16 protein-coding genes and 1 rRNA gene are annotated in these 19994 nt (G+C 49.7%); 7 read left to right on the top strand and 10 right to left on the bottom strand.

From position 1 onward, the window contains the following. Positions 1–98: 98 nt before the first annotated feature. Positions 99–977 carry a sugar phosphate isomerase/epimerase family protein gene (locus tag GJJ30_RS31480; RefSeq protein WP_154179247.1) on the bottom strand — a complete coding sequence of 293 codons (879 nt, stop codon included), beginning with the start codon at positions 975–977 and terminating at the stop codon, positions 99–101. A gap of 136 nt (positions 978–1113) precedes the next feature. Here GJJ30_RS31480 and GJJ30_RS31475 point away from each other — a divergent pair, with 136 nt between their 5' ends. The 7 genes from GJJ30_RS31475 to GJJ30_RS31445 all read left to right on the top strand — a co-directional run bounded on the left by GJJ30_RS31475 (position 1114) and on the right by GJJ30_RS31445 (position 7757). Then, positions 1114–1659, top strand: a complete 546-nt coding sequence (locus GJJ30_RS31475) for an RNA polymerase sigma factor (RefSeq protein ID WP_124910170.1) — start codon at positions 1114–1116, stop codon at positions 1657–1659. Continuing rightward, complete coding sequence (locus GJJ30_RS31470) at positions 1656–3362, top strand: outer membrane beta-barrel protein (RefSeq protein ID WP_154179245.1); 1707 nt, start codon at positions 1656–1658, stop codon at positions 3360–3362. Before GJJ30_RS31475 ends, GJJ30_RS31470 begins: the two co-directional genes overlap by 4 nt. A 154-nt stretch (positions 3363–3516) precedes the next feature. Continuing rightward, positions 3517–4764: a serpin family protein gene (locus tag GJJ30_RS31465; protein WP_154179243.1), complete on the top strand. Its 1248-nt coding sequence runs from the start codon at positions 3517–3519 to the stop codon at positions 4762–4764. Beyond that, positions 4761–5219 carry an META domain-containing protein gene (locus GJJ30_RS31460; protein ID WP_154179241.1) on the top strand — a complete coding sequence of 153 codons (459 nt, stop codon included), beginning with the start codon at positions 4761–4763 and terminating at the stop codon, positions 5217–5219. The genes GJJ30_RS31465 and GJJ30_RS31460 overlap by 4 nt, the downstream gene beginning before the upstream one ends. A 70-nt stretch (positions 5220–5289) precedes the next feature. Next, positions 5290–5721, top strand: coding sequence for a hypothetical protein (locus GJJ30_RS31455; protein WP_154179239.1), 432 nt, complete (start codon positions 5290–5292; stop codon positions 5719–5721). Positions 5722–5849: 128 nt separating this feature from the next. Then, positions 5850–7154 carry an LVIVD repeat-containing protein gene (locus GJJ30_RS31450; protein ID WP_154179237.1) on the top strand — a complete coding sequence of 435 codons (1305 nt, stop codon included), beginning with the start codon at positions 5850–5852 and terminating at the stop codon, positions 7152–7154. Positions 7155–7166: 12 nt separating this feature from the next. Beyond that, positions 7167–7757 carry a hypothetical protein gene (locus GJJ30_RS31445; protein WP_154179235.1) on the top strand — a complete coding sequence of 197 codons (591 nt, stop codon included), beginning with the start codon at positions 7167–7169 and terminating at the stop codon, positions 7755–7757. Positions 7758–7792: 35 nt separating this feature from the next. Here the strand turns inward: GJJ30_RS31445 and typA are convergent, their stop codons facing one another. The 9 genes from typA to rrf form a co-directional block, all read right to left on the bottom strand. Continuing rightward, positions 7793–9607: a translational GTPase TypA gene (gene typA, locus GJJ30_RS31440; protein ID WP_154179233.1), complete on the bottom strand. Its 1815-nt coding sequence runs from the start codon at positions 9605–9607 to the stop codon at positions 7793–7795. Between the two features lie 220 nt (positions 9608–9827). Then, positions 9828–10037, bottom strand: a complete 210-nt coding sequence (locus GJJ30_RS31435) for a hypothetical protein (RefSeq protein WP_154179231.1) — start codon at positions 10035–10037, stop codon at positions 9828–9830. A 535-nt stretch (positions 10038–10572) separates the two neighbouring features. After that, positions 10573–11418 (bottom strand): dienelactone hydrolase family protein, encoded by an 846-nt coding sequence (locus GJJ30_RS31430; RefSeq protein ID WP_154179229.1) that lies wholly within the window; start codon positions 11416–11418, stop codon positions 10573–10575. A gap of 133 nt (positions 11419–11551) precedes the next feature. Beyond that, positions 11552–12829: a metallophosphoesterase gene (locus GJJ30_RS31425; protein ID WP_154179227.1), complete on the bottom strand. Its 1278-nt coding sequence runs from the start codon at positions 12827–12829 to the stop codon at positions 11552–11554. A 67-nt stretch (positions 12830–12896) separates the two neighbouring features. Beyond that, a complete protein-coding gene (locus tag GJJ30_RS31420; RefSeq protein WP_154179225.1) occupies positions 12897–16322 on the bottom strand; it encodes an efflux RND transporter permease subunit in 3426 nt (1141 codons plus the stop codon). Positions 16323–16361: 39 nt separating this feature from the next. Further along, positions 16362–17495, bottom strand: coding sequence for an efflux RND transporter periplasmic adaptor subunit (locus GJJ30_RS31415; protein WP_154179223.1), 1134 nt, complete (start codon positions 17493–17495; stop codon positions 16362–16364). A gap of 50 nt (positions 17496–17545) precedes the next feature. After that, positions 17546–18868, bottom strand: a complete 1323-nt coding sequence (locus GJJ30_RS31410; protein ID WP_154179221.1) for a TolC family protein — start codon at positions 18866–18868, stop codon at positions 17546–17548. 46 nt (positions 18869–18914) lie between these two features. Then, on the bottom strand, positions 18915–19547 hold the full coding sequence (locus GJJ30_RS31405) for a TetR/AcrR family transcriptional regulator (RefSeq protein ID WP_154179219.1): 633 nt from the start codon (positions 19545–19547) through the stop codon (positions 18915–18917). Between the two features lie 361 nt (positions 19548–19908). Next, positions 19909–19994, bottom strand: a 5S ribosomal RNA gene (gene rrf, locus GJJ30_RS31400); the annotation flags it as partial.

Genomic DNA, 19994 nt, shown 5'->3' with positions numbered 1-19994 from the left:
ACGTGGAATAATTACCTGAAAAACAACATTTAAGGACTAATAAACTTATTATAATAAGTGGTTATTCTAGAAAACCGTGGAACAGTTACCAAATTGGCCTACGCCAGAATTTCTCTTACAAACTTATTATTATAAGTGTAACTTTCCAACATGTTTTTCCCCTCAGGCACAGCACCTTCGATGTGAACCCAACCGGCGTACTGAATGTCGTCAATGGCCTTCCGAACCTCCGGGTAATTCACTTTTCCCTGCCCGAGCAGGAAGCTGTTTTCCTTAAAGTGGAATTCACAGATCTGTTTCTGCTTCCCAAGCCACCGAATTTCCTTTAAAATATCATATCCCATAACCGTGGAGTTACAAACATCGTAATACACTTTCACGGCGGGCGACGCCACCGCGTCGATGATAGCCATGTGCTCTTCGGCGCTCAACCACGATTCGATCGCCAGCACGACGCCCGCTTTTTCGGCTTTGGGCGCTACGGCTTTTAACCGCTCAATAACAACTTGGGTACCTTTCGGATCGTTTTTCAAATCACCTTTGTTGAAGAACGCCATCAGGACATTTTTGGCCCCGAGCGCCCTGGCGACATCGACACTGTCCTGAACCCATTGCTCAGCCCGCGGATCGGATTTGTAAGGGATGTTATTCATCTCGCCCAGCGCCAGACCGCCGACTTTTACGCCGGTTCGTTTGGCCGCTTCGCGCCAGGCTTTTTGCAGGGGTTTCTGACGCAGGTGCATGTCGTTTTTTTCGGAACCCATGTTGACCTGAATGCCGTCGAGACCGATGGTTTTGGCGACATCGAAGGCCTCGATTTTGCTGGATTGACCAATCGACCAGTCGCAGGCCCCGATCTGGAAACGTTGGTTGTTTGGCTTTTCTAAATTAATTTTAGAGTTTAATGCGGACAGGGAAACACTGGAGCTTAAGCCAATGAAACCCATCGTTTGCCGAAGGGCAGTGCGTCGGTTCATGAGTATTCAGGAATAGATTTTGTTCAAAAGTACTGGCTAAAAACCATATTCGCTCGTTGCCAACGGGTTAGCCGCAAAATTTTTTAGACCCTTTCCAACCGTCGGGCCTGCACCGGGGTCAGTTGTTTGAATTAGTATGTTGGATGAACGAGCGTTAGTTGACGGCTGTCGACATAAGGACCGGACTGCTCAGCGAAAACTCTATGAGTTATTCGCCAGGAAGCTCTTTGTCGTTAGTCAACGGTATACCAAAAACCGGGACGACGCCGAGGACGTGCTGCAGGATTCCTTCGTGAAAGCATTCCAGCATATTGATACATTCCGGTTTGAGTGCCCGCTCGAAGCCTGGTTGAAACGCATCGTGATCAACACGGCTCTGAAGCACATCCGCAAGCAGAAGCCCTGGCAAAACCAGGCCGAACTGGAGGATGTGGCACCCAATGCACTGCCGCAGACGGAAGACAGCCTATCGGGTCTACACTACCAGCAATTACTGAAGATGGTACAGGAACTCCCGCCGGGATGTCAGGCCGTATTTAACTTATACGCCATTGAAGGGTATACGCACCCCGAGATTGCGGAATTATTAGATATTTCAGAAGGTACATCTAAATCGCAGTTTTCGCGTGCCCGCATGCTGCTGCAACAAAAGATTCAGAACGAGCGTCCGATTCCGAAATGAGTCTCTCTAAAGAAGAACAGTTAAACGAAGAATGGCGAAGCATCTTCGAAAATGCTGAAGAAAGCCCCTCCGAAGGGCTTTGGGACAGCATTTCCCGTCGCTTGGACGAGGAAGAAGCCGAACCGGTAATACCCCTCTGGCCCCGGGCAAAACCCTGGGTTTACAGTGCGGCTGCGGCCATTATTACGCTTTTAGTCGGTTGGTGGGCAACGCAGTACATTGAAAGTACGGACACAAACCGTCCGGTGGCCGATAAAACCGTACAATCCGAACAACTGGCAAAAACGGAAAAACCGTCTTCCCTTCCAGCCAACACTTCATCCAACGAGAAATCAACGACCGGCAACACCCCGGAAACGGAGGAAATGCTGGCAACTACCCGCCGGACCGGCGCCGGAAAAAATACATCCGGCACACCAACGGCGCCGGAACTGGAACGTTCGGAAACCGCTACAACGATCGACGGAATTATTAAAGATCAGTCGGCTTTATCGGGAAATAGAAAACCGGCCACTACGGAACGGCGTCTGGCCCGGCGGTCGGTGAAAAGCTTGCCGAAAACCGATGAGCGGTTGGCTCGTTTGGAACCAAAACCGAGTGATGACCAAATGGCGAAGCGGTTTCCAACCCGGAAGCAACCGTTGAAGAAGTCTACTGCAGACCGTCAATTACTGGTAAAATCGAAGACCAAACGCGAACCGCTGACAGGGGCCTCGCCCGCTGTCAGGGTGGACGAAACCGCCAGTCAGCTGGCGGATACACGCCTGGCTTATGAGGCTTCGTTTGTAAAAAGTAAACAGCCGGTTTCGAAAAATCCGGCTCCCATCAGCCGGATTATCTGGTACCGTGCTCCCGAAACAGCGTTGGCGGCCATCGAACCGCAGGATAAGGGACGTTCCAAAAAAGAATACTGGGCGGCTTTAACGGCTACGCCAATGTCATTCAATCCGATGGCGGCTGTTCACTCGAGTCTTAATCAGGCCAGTGTTGCTTACAATTCCATTCAGGCCGCCAGTCGACTGCCCAGTACAACCCTGCTCCAGAATCAGGCCCAAATCTCGATGGCGTGGCAAGCCAGCTCCGGCGTTCAGTTCAGCAAACACTGGTCGGTCGAAGCCGGGATTCAGTATTTGAACGGTCGGTCGCAGACGCAAAACAATGCGTCGGTCACAAATATGTTCACCAATCAGACAGAAAACGTGCTCGTCAACGCGATTCGGAACAGCAATACGTCACTTCCTTTGGCGTCTTCCCCAGCTCCGGCCAATAATCAGGGTGTTGGATCTTCGCTGGTGGCCGACAAGAACGGTTTATCCAATATGTCGAATCTGGTCGTTACCCCGGCCGATCAGGTTGTCTCGAACAACTTCCAGTACATGCAGATTCCGGTTCAGCTTGGTTACCACATTTTGCCCGATCGCAAGATCAGCTATTCCATTCTGGGCGGTTTGATGGCGAACCTGTTCCTGAAAAATACGATCAACGGAACGCTGGAAGTCAATCCGGAAGACCAGATTTATCGGCCTATGTCGATGGCTGGCACGGCAGGTTTACGGGTTAATTACCATCCGACCCACCACTGGTCAGGTTCGTTGACCGGTTCCTATCAACAGGCGCTGCAAGACGGAACCGAATCGAACGCCCAGTTGAACGTTCGTCCACAGGCCATCGGTGTCGGATTCGGGTTAAACTATCACTTCTAAAGCGGTTTTTTACCTGCTTGCCCTCCTCCATTGATGATATTATTCCCATTTTTTCATTTTTATTCACTTTTTTTTCACTCGCTTCCAACCAATTCACTCCAGATCAGGTCTTTGTTATTGAGCGCTCAACTTGGTATAACAAAACCGATTTGTGATGAGACGATTAACCTATTTTTCCAGCCTGTTTATGGCAACGGCTTTGTGGGCAACCACGGCTGGTTGCCGGAACGATAGCGTCCCTGAAGCTCCGGGAACCGGCGGTTTAAAACCCAATCCGGAGGCCCGGCTGTTCGCTCAAAAAACCAATGATTTTTCGTTCGACTTTCTAAAAACCGTCAACGAACAGCAAAAACCGGGGGAGAATATTTTTGTCTCTCCGCTGAGTCTGCACATGGCTCTCGGGATGTTGCTGAACGGAGCGGGCGGTTCGACGGCAGACGAAATGAAAAAGGCGATGCACCTGGAAGGAGTTTCGCTGGCCGACGCCAACCAAACCTATGAGTTTTTAATCAAAGGACTGCCTACCGCTGATCCGAAAGTAACAACAAAACTGGCCAATTCACTTTGGTACCGCAACGGTTTTTCCGTTGAACCGTCGTACCTCGACGCAACGAAAAACACCTTCAATGCCCAGATTTCCGGCGAGGATTTTAGCAATCCGACGCCGGTTATCAACAAAATCAATCAATGGGCCAGCGATAACACCAACGCGAAAATCAAGAAGGTAATTACCGAAATCAATGGGCAGCAGGTTCTGTTTTTGCTGAACGCCCTGTATTTCAAAGGCGACTGGAAATACCAGTTCGAGACGAAGAACACGTATGACTCACCCTTTAAACTGGTTTCGGGTTCCGAAAAAACGGTGAAAATGATGAGCATGAACACCCGTCTTCGTCACGCTTTCCGCCCGACTTACGGTGCTTTTGAATTGCCTTACGGCGACGGGACTTATACAATGACGGTTTTGTTGCCCAGCCAGAACTCTTCGGCGGATGCGCTCATCAACGGATTGAACGCAACGGAATGGGCCAGCCTGCAGGAAGCGATGCAGGAAAGCAAAGTGGCCGTGGGTTTACCAAAATTCACGCTGGAATACGAAACCAACCTCAACGACGAACTGGCTAAAATGGGCATGCCAACGGCTTTTACGGACGGTGCGGATTTTTCCGGTATCAGTAAAGGACAAGGTTTGAAAGTAAGTTTTGTGAAGCAAAACACGTTTGTCGCCGTCGATGAAAAAGGAACCGAAGCCGCAGCTGTAACGAGCATTGGCGTTGAGGTTACGTCGGCGGGGCCTTCGCTCTATTGCGACCGCCCGTTCGTTGTGCTGATCACCGAGAAAGGAACCGGTTCGGTGCTGTTTATGGGTAAAATTGTCAATCCCGAAACGACGCTGCCATGAAACTGATCATCACGCTGGTTTCCGCGGTTTTGTTCATAGCCGCTTCCTGTAACCGTCAAACCAGTTCGGATTCAACCATACAACCGTTGTCAGCCACCAACGCCACCGGAACCTATAAACTCGTTGCACCCGCTTCCAACTATGAAGTGACATTGGTGCTGACACCCGATTCGGCTACTAGTGAAGGAAAAACCCGGATTGCCTATCAAGTTGGCGGGCGTTCGTCGGTTAACCAGTATTTCGGAGCGATTATTGGCACTACGGGCTCCGATCAGGTGCAGGTCAGCGCAATTGGGAGTACAAAAATGGCCGGTTCGCCGGAAGCCATGCAGTTTGAGTTTACTTATTTCAAGCAGCTGCAGGCGGTTAAACGATATGAACTGACGGGGAATCAGCTCCGCTTGTTTGCCGAAGGGGAAACGCCGGGTGTGCTGGTTTACGAAAAAGAAAAATGATACAACCTGAATAACAAAAAGAGCGAGGCCGGTACCTCCACACCAGCCGGTCTCCTCCACTCTTTGATGTATGAACCCGTTACGAAACACGTTAGTCATTGCGATTTTCGCCTTTTGTTCGCTGGCAGCCTGCAGTCCATCGAAAGATGGGTCTCCTTCGCCGGAACTGGATACGCAGCTAAGCGGAAAATGGGAATTGACCCAGATCCGGTACGGGTTGACGGGCAAGACGGCAACTCCGCAGGAAGCCGGTTATACGGAAACGCTGAATTACAACAGCGACGGAACGTTCAACCGGCTGAGAAACGGCCAGGAAGAAGAAAAAGGTTCGTACACAACCGCCAAAATTGAAAACATTGCCGGTTTTACCACTGCCATTTACTACCCGAATACGACGTATCAACCGTATCGGATTCAGGAAAACATACTACGATTATACGAACGCGCTCCCAATGGTGGCATTCTGGCCGACGGAGCAACGTACGAATATCGAAAACTTTGACCTCTGATTCATTGTGCAAAACCGGATTGCCCGGCGGCTCTGCCTGCCGGGCAATTTTTTGTTGGTATATTCCAACTCTTTCATAGTCAACCGGGTCTGTCAGACGTATACCTAAACAACCTGTTACTATGAGACGTACACTCTACTTTCTGCTCGGTATTGTATTGGTGGGCTTGAATGGCTGCACCGATAAATGCAAAGAAACCCGCACTTTCCGACAATTCACGCCCCGAACATTTACGCTCGCCCAGGTTCGCCAGGGTGTGCAGACCGAACCCGCCCGAACGCTCGTTAATCCCGGCAAGATTTACACCAAAGACGGTTTTTTACTGATCAACGAAATCAAGGAAGGGATTCACGTAATCGATAACCGGAACCCGTCGTCGCCCAAAACCGTCGCTTTTCTGCGCATTCCGGGTAACGGCGACATGGCGATCCGTAACAACGTCCTTTATGCCGACAGTTTTATGGATCTGGTGGCATTCGACATCAGCGATCCGCAAAATATTCGTGAAATCAATCGGGTCAAAGACGTTTTTCAGAACGGCCAGTTCGACGGCGGCTACTGGAGTTTGAACACCCAGCAGGAATTGATTAACGACCAGAAGGTTGAATACGTCACCCAAACCGTCAGTACCGATTGCGAAAGTGGGGTTACCAACGGCGGATGCGCCAATTGTGCGGTTTTTGATAGCCGGGGCGGTTTTGTTCAAAATTTCAACTCGGCCCTGAGCGGTTCCAATGCCCCCGCTCCGAGTACGAACGGAACGGGCGGCTCGATGGCCCGGTTTACCCTGTACGACAATTATTTATACACCGTCAGCCAGGCCGACATGCAGTTGTTTGACATCAAAACGCCAGCGGATCCGAAAAAAGGCAACAAAATCAGCATGGGCTGGGGCATCGAAACGATTTTTCCGTACAAAGACAAACTGTTTATCGGTTCGCAAACCGGCATGCTGATTTTTGACAACAGCAATCCCGAAAAACCGGTGCGGATGTCGACTTTCGACCACGCCCGCGTCTGCGATCCGGTGGTGGTTTACGAAGACAAAGCCTACGTGACGCTGCGCTCGGGTACTACCTGCCAGGGTTTTACCAACCAACTGGATGTCGTGGATGTATCGAACCTGTATAGCCCCCGCTTACTGAAATCCTACCCGATGAAGAATCCGCACGGTTTAGGTATTGATTTCCCGAACCTGTTCATCTGCGAAGGCGCTTACGGTTTAAAGACATTCAACGCCAGCGATGCAATGAAAATCGACGAGCTGGAGCATCTGGAAGGATTCAATGCTTACGATGTGATTCCGCTGGGCAAATCGTTGTTGTTGATCGGTCAGGACGGTTTTTACCAGTACGACTACAGCAATCCGCGCAAGCTGAAGCTGCTGAGCAAAATTCCCGTTCAACGTCCGTATCCGGCCAGCTAACCGTCATGATGTATGAAAAAGATCGTTGGCAAAACCGTCTGGCTATGGTGCTTGCTCACCGTTCCGGTTTACGCGCAAAAAACCGCTTTTAAGCCCGTTTTTACGAACATGACTGAATTTGGCCTCTTATTCGGGCAAGTTCGTTACAATGTGACTAACATCTCTGAAAACGTCAGTAAGCGGCAGAACATCACCGCGCAGACTTTTAACGGAGTTCAGCTTAGGCCCAAACTGGCGTTGGGCGCGACGGTGGGCGTTGATTGGTACAATTCGGCCTTGTTGATGCCGGTTTGCGCGGGCGTCCGCTACGATTTGGCGCAACCCGGAAAGAAGAACCTGCGGGTATTTACGAGCCTCGATACAGGCTACGGGTTTACGTGGCTGAACGAAGATCCAACCGGGTACGAAACCCGGGGTGGCTGGGTTATTTCGCCCGGCATTGGTTTTCGAATCGGCCGACCGCAGAACGCCAATTTTATTCTGTCACTGAGCTACAAACGGCAGGAAGCCGAAGCCGATAAACCGCTGGCCTGGAACGAAATCTACAAGATTGAAAACCGGGTGTATAACCGAATTGCGTTTCGATTAGGGTTAAGTTTTTAATTAAAAAGCCCCGGCGGTGTTGCCGGGGCTTTTTTTCAGGCCATTTCAAATTTATTCTGGTTGCGTTTCCGCTCGTTTTCGTCCAGGTAAATTTTCCGGATCCGCATCGACTTCGGCGTTACTTCCAGATACTCATCTTTCTGGATGTATTCCATCGACTCTTCCAGCGAGAACGATACTTTCGGCGCAATCCGCACGTTGGTATCCGAACCGGAAGCCCGCATGTTCGTCAATTGTTTCGCCGTTTGTACGTTCACCACGATGTCGTTCTGGCGGTTGTGTTCGCCAATCACCTGACCGGTATAAATTTCGTCGCCGGGTTCGATGAAGAAAATCCCCCGATCCTGTAGTTTATCGATTGAATACGCCGTTGCCGAGCCGCTGGTCATCGAAATCAACGAACCGTTGATCCGCTCCGGAATCGCGCCTTTGTAGGGCTCAAAGCTCTTAAACCGGTGGGTCATCACGGCTTCCCCGAACGTAGCCGTCAGGACGTTGGAGCGCAAACCGATCAATCCGCGCGACGGAATTTCGAATTCCAGATGCTGCAAATCGCCTTTCGGTTCCATAATCAGCAGTTCGCCTTTCCGCTGCGTGGCCAGCTCGATTACTTTTCCGGCGGTTTCTTCCGGTACGTCCACGACCAGCGTTTCGACCGGTTCCAGGCGATTTCCGTGGTCGTCATATTTATACAAAACCCGGGGCTGGCCCACCTGCAGCTCGTAACCTTCGCGACGCATGGTTTCGATCAGAACCGACAAGTGCAGAATTCCGCGTCCGTAAACCAGAAACCGGTCTTCGCTGTCGGTATTCTCCACGCGCAGGGCGAGGTTTTTCTCAATTTCCTTGTATAAGCGATCCCGGAGGTGACGCGAGGTAACGAATTTGCCTTCCTTACCAAAAAACGGCGAGTTGTTGATCGTGAACAACATGTTCATCGTTGGCTCATCCACCGCAATTCGCTCCAGAGCTTCCGGTTTTTCGGCGTCGGTCAGCGTATCGCCGATCTCGAAATCTTCCAGACCGGTTACGGCGCAGATATCTCCGCACTGTACTTCCGCAACCTTCTGTTTGCCAAGCCCTTCAAACGTTTGTAATTCTTTGATCTTAACTTTCTTGATCACATCACCAGCTTTTACCAGGGCCATGTTCGCGCCTTCTTTCAGGGTGCCGCGCACGACCCGACCGATGGCAATCCGACCCACGAAGGCCGAATAGTCGAGCGACGTAATCTGCATCTGGGGCGTTCCTTCCACGACCGGCGCGGGCGGAATCGTTTCCACAATCGTATCCAGCAGGTACGTAATGTTGTCGGTCGGCGTTTGCCAGTCCGGGCCCATCCAGCCCTGTTTCGAGGAACCGTAAACCGTCGGGAAATCCAGCTGTTCTTCCGTAGCGCCGAGGTTAAACATCAGGTCGAATACTTCCTCGTGCACTTCTTCCGGCCGGCAGTTTTCCTTGTCAACTTTGTTGATGACCAGAATCGGTTTCAGGCCCAGCTGCAGGGCTTTGCTTAACACAAACCGGGTTTGCGGCATGGCGCCTTCAAACGCATCGACGAGCAGGCAAACGCCGTCGGCCATTTTCAGAACGCGTTCCACCTCACCCCCGAAATCGGAGTGGCCCGGAGTATCGATGATGTTAATTTTGACATCTTTGTACCGAACCGACACGTTTTTCGAGACAATCGTGATTCCCCGTTCCCGTTCCAGATCGTTGTTGTCCAGAATCAGATCGCCGAATTCCTGATTATCCCGAAAGATCTTCGAAGCATGAATAATTTTGTCGACCAGGGTCGTCTTACCGTGGTCAACGTGTGCTATAATAGCTATGTTGCGAATGGATTGCATACAGTGTCAGATATAAAAGAGCCGGTACAATAGATAATAGACTGTAGGTGTCTGATTTTTTAACAGGATAGTTTTCCGATGGTTTTCTGTTGTCCTCTCAATTAAGCCGCAAAGATACGGAATTTTTAGCTGAATAGCAGTATTTTACAATTTATTAACCTACTGAAAAACAAAAAGCCGGGTTGCCCCGGCCATAAGTACAATTTACGATAAGTGAATTCTAATGTTTTGGGCAACTACAGGAGTTTTTTCCGCGGAATAACCCCCACATAAAGCCTTTTTTCTTCCGATAGCCGCGTGCTTTCTTCCGCTTGAAGATTAACTCACTTTTTAGTTCGCTGTTGGCTGATTTTACAACGGCCGCTTCCACCGGCGCTTCCAGCGGAAGCATCATACTCACGGTTATACCCAGCACCAATAGCTTTTTCATGATTGTCTTTGCTCTACTACACCTCTTTAAACGTATTGTCACGCTAAAAGTACATAAAGATGGTAAAGTTTTTCTTTTATCACCATCCAATGTCACAAAAAAACCGCCCCTTGCGAGACGGTTTTTCTATTTTTACCGCGGTCCACGACCCCGATGTGAACGATAACTATATTGTTGCGGACCCCGATAGTAATTATTCCGATAAGATCGCCGGGGGGAAGACCGGTAAACCACTCGTGGCGGGGGCGTTACAATAACCGGTCGACGGTAACCATACCGATACGGATTGTATCCATATCCGTAACTTGGTCCATAGCCATAATCGGCCCTTACACCTACTGTGGGCGCACAACTGGTCAGAAAGATACCAATCACCGCAATCAACAGCATTGAAATCAGATTATGCGTTTTCATGATGTTAACAGTCTACAGTTTCAAACTTCTGATGCCTGTTAGACTGGTTTGGTTCATATAGGTTTAACGCATAAACCAAAAAAGTTGTTCGATTTTTTAGCCGAAACCTCCGCTCCTGAACTTAAACTTTCAGGTGCTTTTTCAGGTAATCGAGGGTAATCTGATAGGCATCGGCAGTCGCTTCCTTGTTGTAACCCGGGTTACTCGGATTGGCAAAAGCGTGGGGCGCATCATACATTTTGATCGATGTTTCCTTACCTGCTTCCTTCATATTTTTCTCGAATTCAGAAACCGCTGCGGGCGGAATCCCGGTGTCTTTTGCGCCGAAAATACCCAGCACATCTGTATTCAGGGTTTTCAGTTTTTCAACATTTTTTTCCGGCTGGCCGTAATACATCACGCAGCCAACGGTTTGTTTTCCGGCCAGAATCGCCGACTGCAACGACATGCCACCCCCAAAACACCAGCCTACGCTGGCAATTTGCGCCTGTGGCCCCACGTACGCAATCGCACCCTGCATGATGGCTCCCAGCCGTTCGCGCGGCACCTGAACCAGTTTTGAAGCCTCCTCGCGGGTCGTGGCCACTTTGCCGTCGTACATATCGACCGCCAGCACGTTAACGTCTTTCAGATCGCCATAGAGCTTTTCAGCTTCCTGTTTAATGTAGTCGTTCAGACCCCACCATTCCTGGTACACAAACAGCCATTTGTTGGTTTCTTTCGGTGCTTTCAGCAAAAAACCGTTGGCTTCCTTACCGTCCGGTGTTTTAAATTTCACCATTTCACCAGCCGCGCTGTGAAACGTAAATGGCAGCGGTTCTTCGTGTAACATCACAAATGAACGATTACTGGCCAATAAGGCCATGTCATTGGATACATCGGCTACGGGTTGGTCGCAGCAGGCGGCCTGGCCAAAAGACGTCAGCGAGACAAACAGTCCGCTGGCAAAGAGTAAGAGCTTTTTCATACGATGATTACAGTGATTTTCTTGATTAAGTTGATTTTAATTTGCGACTTCTGGGTTCGCAGAATTGACTATTTTCACTGCTCGTTGAATGAACTCTAATCACTGTAATCAAAAAGATCACCGTAATCATAGTTCACCCTTTCTTCAATTCAAAAATGGTGACTTCCGGCAGGATGCCGACCCGGCCCGGATACCCTAAATAACCATATCCCCGGTTGACGTACAGGTATTGCTGGCCTTCCTGATATAGTCCGGCCCATTGTTTATAGGCGTATTGCGCGGGACTCCAGCGAACGTTTCCAATTTCGACGCCAAACTGCATGCCGTGGGTATGACCCGCGAACTGGACATCGATATCTGGAAATTCCGGCCGGACCTGCGCATCCCAATGGCTGGGATCGTGGGATAACAAGAGCTTAACCGGGTAGTCTTCGGTGCCTTTCCGCGCTTTTGCCAGATCGCCGTATTTGGGCCAGCGGCCCGAGCCCCAGTTTTGAATACCAATTAAAGCGATTTTGTCGCCATTTTGTTCTAAAATGTGGTTTTCGTCCATCATCAGGTTCCAGCCGAGTTGCTTGTGGGCGGCTTTCAGCGTCTCCAGATTTTTCTTTTTTGCCTGCGGACTCGACCAATTTACGTAATCGCCGTAATCATGATTGCCCAGCGTTGAGAAAACACCCATCGGCGCTTTTACTTTATCAAAAATATCGATGTAATCCTCAACCTCATCGGCGGTGTTGTTCACCAGATCGCCGGTAAAAAAAACCAGATCCGGTTTTTCCCGCAACAGCATTTCAACCCCGCCTTTCACCGCGACTTTATTAAAAAAACTTCCCGAATGAATGTCCGAAAGCTGGGCAATTTTCAGTCCATCGAAACTCGATGGCAGGTTTTTGAGCGGTAGTTTGATGCGTCGGATGCGGTAATCGTGGGCGCCCGAAACAATCCCGTATGTAAAGGCCACCAGCGGCACCGAACCCGCAATCAGGGCGGTTTTCATCAGAAACTCGGAACGCGGAATCACGTTCGTGGCCGGAATGGTGGCCTGCGTCGTGTCATTTACGGCGGCCCGGATATCGGGTCGGTAGAAAAGCGATGCCACCCAGCGGACAAACCGGCCCAGATCATCTACGAAAATGAATAGTATGGCGAATACTTTCGAAAAATACGGAATCAGAATCGCCGACCAGATAAAACCGCGCGTGACCCGTCCGACGGCGTCGGGCGGCAGCAATTGCATGGTCAGGTAAGTGATGATGGTAACCGCCGTAAAACCCCAGTAAATGTACTGAACAGTGCGTTGCGTGGCTTCGGAAGTCGAGCGGGTGACGGTTTTGATGGCCTGAAAAACATACCAGTCAATCAGGAGTAAAATGGCGGATACAATGAAAAAAAGAACGATACGGTTCATAGCAGTCGAAAATAGAAAACCCACAGCGTAAACAGACACTGTGGGTTTTTCGGTTCAATACAGTTAGTTATTCGTTTACTAATTCGGGCTCCCGTTCCGGTTGGGATACGGTTCTTTTCACCCGGCCTTTAATCTTTTCGCTGACCCAATACATACACGGCACGATGATTAACGTTAAAACCGTCGAAAATGTTAACCCGTAAATAATGGTCCAGGCCAGAATATTCCAGAATACGGCGCTGTCACCTCCAATGACGACGTGCGGATCAAAATCCCGGAACAGACCTACGAAGTCGATCGTCAGGCCCAATGCCAGCGGCACCAGCCCTAATACAGCCGCTGAAGCGGTCAATAAAACCGGGGTCAGACGGATGGCACCACCCTCGATGATGGCTTCCCGCAGGGGTGTTCCCCGATCCCGGAGTTCTTCAATAAATTCAATAAGCAGAATACCGTTTTTCACCACAATACCCGCCAGAGCGATAATACCAACCCCGGACATGATAATGGAGAACGTTTTTCCGGCAATCATAAAGCCCAGTAACACCCCGATCAGCGACAGCACGATCGTGAAGAAGATGATGACCGGTTTGACGGCGGAGTTGAACTGCGTCGCCAGGATCAGGTAGATCAGCAACATGGCCATCCCGAACGCCGACATCAAAAACACCATCGATTCCTGTTGCTCTTCCTGCTCACCACCCATCCGAATGGCATAACCGTTCGGAACCTCAACATCGGTGATCAGTTGCTGAATCTGGGCTACAATCTCGTTGGCGTTGTAACCCGGCACAACGTCCGAACCGAGGGTAATAACCCGCTCCTGATTTTGCCGGTTGATCTGGCTGAACGTGGTCGAATAGCTGATGTTGGCAACCGACTGAATCGGCACCTGCCGCAGCTGACCGCCCATGTTCATATCCCGGTACACGATATTCAGGCTCAACAGCCGCTCAATCTGGCTGCGGTCGTCCGGTTTTAACCGAACCATAATCGGGTATTCGTCCTTGTCGTCGCGGAATTTCGAGACTTCCAGACCGAACAAGGCCGTCCGAACCGCCATCGCCACCTGCGCCGACGAAATACCTTCGCGTTCGGCTTTTTCGCGGTCGATGTTGATCACAATTTCCGGTTTGTTGGTCACCAGATCCGACTTCAACTGATCGATTCCCTGAATACCGGACTGCGCAATTTTCTGCCGAACCTGTTTTTCGAGACTTTGCAACACCTTGAAGTCATCCCCGGCGATTTCAATCGCGATCGGTTTTCCGGTCGGCGGACCGTTGTTTTCGCGTTCCACTGAGATTTCCGTTCCCGGAATACCCTGCATCGCCGTCCGAACTTCGTTCAGCAACATTTCGGACGAAATGCCGCGCCGGTCTTCTTTTTTGCCAAATGCCACCGTCACTTTCGATTTGTGGGGCGTATCCGAGCGATCCGGATTGAACGGGTCACCGGCATTTTTACCCACGTTGGCAATCACCGAGTTAACGATGTCAGTAGCCTTGTGCTTATCAAGTACCGCGAAAACGCGTTTTTCAATGATTTTCGTTACCGAGTCCGTTATGCGGGCGTCTGTCCCGATCGGCATCACATTGTATACGTAGATGTAATCCGGATCACCACTCGGGAAGAAGATGACTTTCGGCTGCACGATGCCCATCAAAAAGAAAGTGACGAACAGCAGGGCCACCATGCTGACAATCGCACCGACGGGCCGCCAGCCCACCAAAACCCAGGAAATCAGTTTCCGATACCCGTTTTTGAGTCGCGGCAACAGCCCTTCCTGGAACGGAACGATAACTTTCGGGGTGAGGATATAGTGGTTGAATACGTACAGAACCATGAAAAGCACCATGAAATTCCCAAGTCCACGGTCGATCAGGTAACCCAGAACGGTCAAAACCGCCATGATGATCAATGGCCGACGAATCGGCTGGAAACCCTGATTGTCCTCGTGGTGATCGTCGTCGTGCCGTTTCATGAACGTCACGGCAAAAACCGGGTTCATCACGTAAGCCACGAACAGAGACGAGAACAGCGTCAGAATCAGCGTCAACGGCAGAAACTTCATAAATTCACCCACAATTCCCGGCCAGAACAGCAGCGGAAAGAAAGGCGCAATGGTGGTCAGCGTACCGGACAAAACCGGGATAAACACTTCACCCGCGGCTGCTTTCACCGATTGCTTGATATCCCAGTCTTTGTTCAGGTTGAACAACCGGTGCGTGTTTTCAATCACCACAATGGCGTCGTCAACAACCAGACCCAACCCAAGCAGGAAGGCAAACAGGACGATGGTGTTCAGCGTAAAAACCGTACCCACGACCGGGCCAACAATCGGCATACAAACGAAGGCCACCAGCGCCGACAGCGGCACGGAAAGACCCACGAAAATGGCATCACGGACGCCCATGAAGAACATCAGAACCAATACCACGAAGATAAAACCGAGAATAACCGTGTTGACCAGGTCGTGCAAATCCGCACGGGTCCGTTCCGATTGGTCGGCGGTTACTTTAATTTCCAACCCTTGCGGAAACCGGGTTTCCTTGTAGTCCTCAATTACTTTTTCAATTTTATCCGAAGCCGAAATCAGGTTAGCACCCGAGCGTTTGATGACGTTCAGCGTTACGACTGATTTGTTGTTCAAACGGGCAAAATCCTGCTGCTCTTCGAAGCTATCCTGTACATTGGCCACGTCACCCAGCCGAACCGTTGCGCCCGTTGACGTCCGGATCTGGAGGTTTTGCAATTGCTGTACGGCGTTAAATTCGCCCTTAACCCGCAGCGTCCGACGAACACCGTCAACGTTGAGTTCACCACCCGAGACGTTAATATTTTCGCCCTGAACCGCCTGCTGAATGTCGTAGAACGCCAGACCGGCCGATTGCATTTTGGGCAAATCCACGTTGATCTGGATTTCGCGCTCCAACGCACCAACGATGTCCACCCGGCTGATTTCCGGCATGGCTTCAATCCCATCCTGCAAATCTTCGGCGTATTCCTTCAACTGTTTCAGCGAGAAATTACCCGCCAGGTTGACATTCATGATCGGAAACTCCGAGAAGTTCACGTCCTGCGCCGTCGGGCCGCTGTCAACTTTCTGCGGCAAATCGCGCCGGGCTTTGTCGATGGCATCCCGAACCCGTTGTAAGGCATCCGGAATCTGCACATCCGGGTTAAATTCGACCAGAATAACCGATACGTCCTGTAAGGCGTTCGACTTGATCTTTTTAACCCCGTTGATCGACTTCAGCTGTTTCTCGATTGGCTTGTTGATGGTGTTTTCCACATCCGCCGGAGCCGTTCCGAGGTAAATCGTATTGATGTAAATCTGGGGCACTTTAATGTCCGGGAATTGTTCCTTCGGCAGGTTATTGTAAACCACCAGACCACCCAGCGTAATAATAATCGTAAAGATGTAAATGGCCGTCCGGTTTTCTACGCACCAGTTGGTGAAACCCAGGGTTTTATATTGTTCAAATTTCATGGCATTGATTGGTTTATAGCCACTAATGAAAAAGGGAACTTAGAAGTTGATCGGTTGTCCGTCAACTAACTCCTGATAACCTTGCGTAATAAGCTGATCGCCCGATTGCAATCCGTTCGTAATCTCGATCTGACCACCGTAGCTCAGACCGGTTTTTACCTGACGGGCCTTAGCTACTTTCTTGTTATTTTCGTTCACCGCGACGTACACCAACTGGCCGTTTTCGGTGCTCTGAACCATGTTCTGGTTGATCACGATGGCTTTCGCTTTCGAAATGTCATTGATCTTGACCTGAGCCAGCATGTTCGGTTTCAGGCTGTTGTCCGACGGCAGTGGAGCCTCGATCGTAAACGTCCGGCTGAGCGGATCAACCGTCGTCGAAACGAAGCTAATCCGGGTCGTCAGTTCCTTGTTAATGTCCGGGAACCGAACCACCACCGCATCGCCTCGGCGCACGCTGCCCGCATACGTGTCGGCCACTTTCGCCGTTACTTTCAGCTGCGACAGGTTCACCACGTTTACAATGCCCACGCCCGGCATGGCGGTTTCGCCCGCTTTGACATTCACACGGTCCACAACGCCGGAAATTGGCGAGGTAACACTCGACTGCGAAAGTTGCGCGTTCAGCGTTGCCAGCCGTTTTTCAAGACCTTCCTTGTTGTTTTTTGCCTGCAGATACTGAATTTCCGTGCCGATCTGCTGCTTCCACAGATTGGACTGTTTTTCGAAAACCGTATTCGCCAGCGTGAGTTGGTTCTTTACTTCTTCCAGGGATTCCCGCAGAATCTGGTCGTCGATTTTGGCCAAAACCGTACCGGCTTTTACGGCGTCACCTTCTTTTACGTAAACCGCCGTAACGGATCCGCCCGATTTCGGACTTACCTGTACGTTATTTTTCGCGTCGATTGCGCCTTGTAATTCGACAAAATGCTTGAAGGTAGTTGCCGCCAGGGGCGCTACGGTCACTTCTTTTACTTTGACCTGCTCGGCCTGTTTCGGATCGAGTTTGCCGACTTCGGCTTCCAACGCTTTGATTTTCGTCGATAGCTCGGTTTGCTGGGATTTCAGATCGGCTAACTCCTGCTTTTTAGACGCTAAATCCGTCTTTTTCTCTCCCGAGGAGCAGGACATCAATAAGGTCGTTGCTAATCCGATTGCGTAATATGTTTTCATCTTTGGTTAATTCGTAAAACTGCCTTGAACAGTGTGAAATAGAAGGGTAGTTATTGACCGGTGTAGAGTTTTCCTAAGGCTTTATCCAGATCGACTTTCGTAATCATGTAATCCAGCAAAGCCGCGAAATAATTGGTTTGGGCTTCGCGCGAAGACGTCTCGGCGTTCAACACTTCAATGTTGGAGCCAACCCCTTCCTTGTACTTAATCCGCGTAACCCGCACCACTTCCTGCGCCAGATCCATGTTCCGTTTCTGATTCTGGAGGGTTTGCAGGTTATTCGACAGCGTGACGGTTGCCTGCTTGATTTGAAGATCGATCGAATTTTTCAGCAGTTCACCGCTCTGACGCGCTTTGTCGACCGTGATTTTCCGTTGCTGTGCGGCATATTTTTTCTGAAAACCGTCAAAAACCGGTATGTTAAGATTCAGCGAAATAGCAGCGGAGTTAAACCACTGGGTTGTCCAGAAATCGGTAAAATTGTTACGACCGTTGTTGTGGCCGTACGTACCACTGGCGGTCAATCGCGGGTAATATTGCTTTCCAATGTTCTGGTAATCCAGATCAGCCAGCGTAACCTGCGTTTGTAAGGTCGAAAACTCGATCCGTTGCCCATAATCAAAAGCAGCATCCGAAGCCGCTGCCTGATCCAAATCCTTCTGGCTGTACGACTCTATTTTGTCTGTCAATTGAATAGGCGAGTTGATGGGCAATCCCATCTGAAACTTCAATAAATTGTAGCTCAGATCAACCAGATTTTTGACGTTTTGCCGCTCGGTTTTCAGGTTGTTTAATTGAACTTCCAGCCGATCGACGTCAATTTTTTCCACAAATCCCTGGCCGTTCATGCTCCGGGTTTCGCGTAACAGCGTATCGACGCGCGAGATATTCAGATCCAGCAACTTGATTCGTTCTTCGCTCACCAAAACCCCGTAATAGGCTTTCGCAACCTGTTCTGCTACATTAATTTTAGAAGCCGTAATGTTCTTCTGGGCCAGTTCGCGGTACGTTGCAGCCGCTTTCAATCCGATTTTGTAAGAAGCATCGAAAATCAACTGATTAACTGTGGCGGCCACATTTCCTTGGAGTTTAACCCCAAAAGGAATAGCCGTTACGGCATCTTTATCACCACCGCCACCTGTCGAATCGGCCGGAGCGCCAAAACCGCCCGCCGGAAAGATGAATTTCTGAATGATCGCATTGTAAGTAACCGTTCCATTCACATTGACTTGCGGCAGCGCTAATCCTTTAAGCTCTTTAATCCGGGCTTCGGCACTCAACGCATCCAAATGCGTGTTCTTGACGTTGATGTTTTGTTGAGTGGCAAAATTAATGGCTTCGTTCAGTGAAAATGCGGTAGGCGTCTGGGCCATCGCCGATCCAAACACACCAATTGTTAAGAAGAAACTATAAATTGACCTACAAGGTCGTAATGGCGGGGTTATTCTGATGTTTTTGAACATATTGGTTGTAGATAAGTAATCCTTTTTCAGTAAGTATTCCTCGTACAAAATGATGAAGCAATTGAATCTGAACTTCGATCATTCCCGTCAATGCTCTGGGAAACACATCAGTATCAAAGGCCACACGCATCAATTCAACGCGCAAACGAGCCATGATCTCCACATCAATTTCTGATCGATACAATTCTTGCTCAATGCCTTTTTTCAGATTGGTCCGAATCGATTCGAGCAAAAACTTTTCCTTGAACTCGGTACATACCTCCCACGCTCGCGGGTAATGACGCTGTATATCGATGAATAATGCCGGATTCATCTCGGCCAGATATTGCCGCATGATCTCTGAGGCAAGCAGAATCTCTTCGATGGGGTCATGAGCGGTCGCCATTCGGCAATTCACATTTTCCCGGTTTTTATCCAGCCGATACAGGATGACTTGATAAACAATATCATCCTTATCGGTAAAGTGCTGATACAGAGTTTTTTTGGAAATACCGATATCACGGGAGATATCATCCATTGTAATACTACGGGTACCGAATTTCCAAAATAGAGCTTCAGCTTTTACCAGAATTCGCTCTTTAAGTTCCAATGATATATGACTATTTTAAGTCATAAACTTAGGAAACTAATTTTAAGTTCGTAGTTTCCTGAGTTTTTCACTGATTGTTCGTGCGGATATAGCGTGGCAAAGGTGGATGTAAATGAGCTTTTTACCAAGAATTAAGGCGCGAAGCGGCTGATTTTCCGGATGAACTAGTGGTTTTTCAAAGATGAAAGGTAAACTACTCGTTTTTATCAACTCGGAATCTAAAAAGTGGAGAGCGAACAGGTAGCAACGTAATGCATTAACCAACGTTATAAATCAATGAATAAATATAACTTTAAATATATTCAGCAACCGTAAGGCCCAAAAAAAGGTCCGTATCGGTGGATACGGACCTGGCATTCTGTGGTGGCGGCAACCTACTCTCCCGGAAGTGACTCCAGTACCATCGGCGTAACGGGGCTTAACGGCTCTGTTCGGTATGGGAAGAGG

Source organism: Larkinella terrae, assembly GCF_009668025.1.
GTDB lineage: Bacteria > Bacteroidota > Bacteroidia > Cytophagales > Spirosomataceae > Larkinella > Larkinella terrae.
This window is presented reverse-complemented; position numbering and strand designations above follow the sequence as displayed.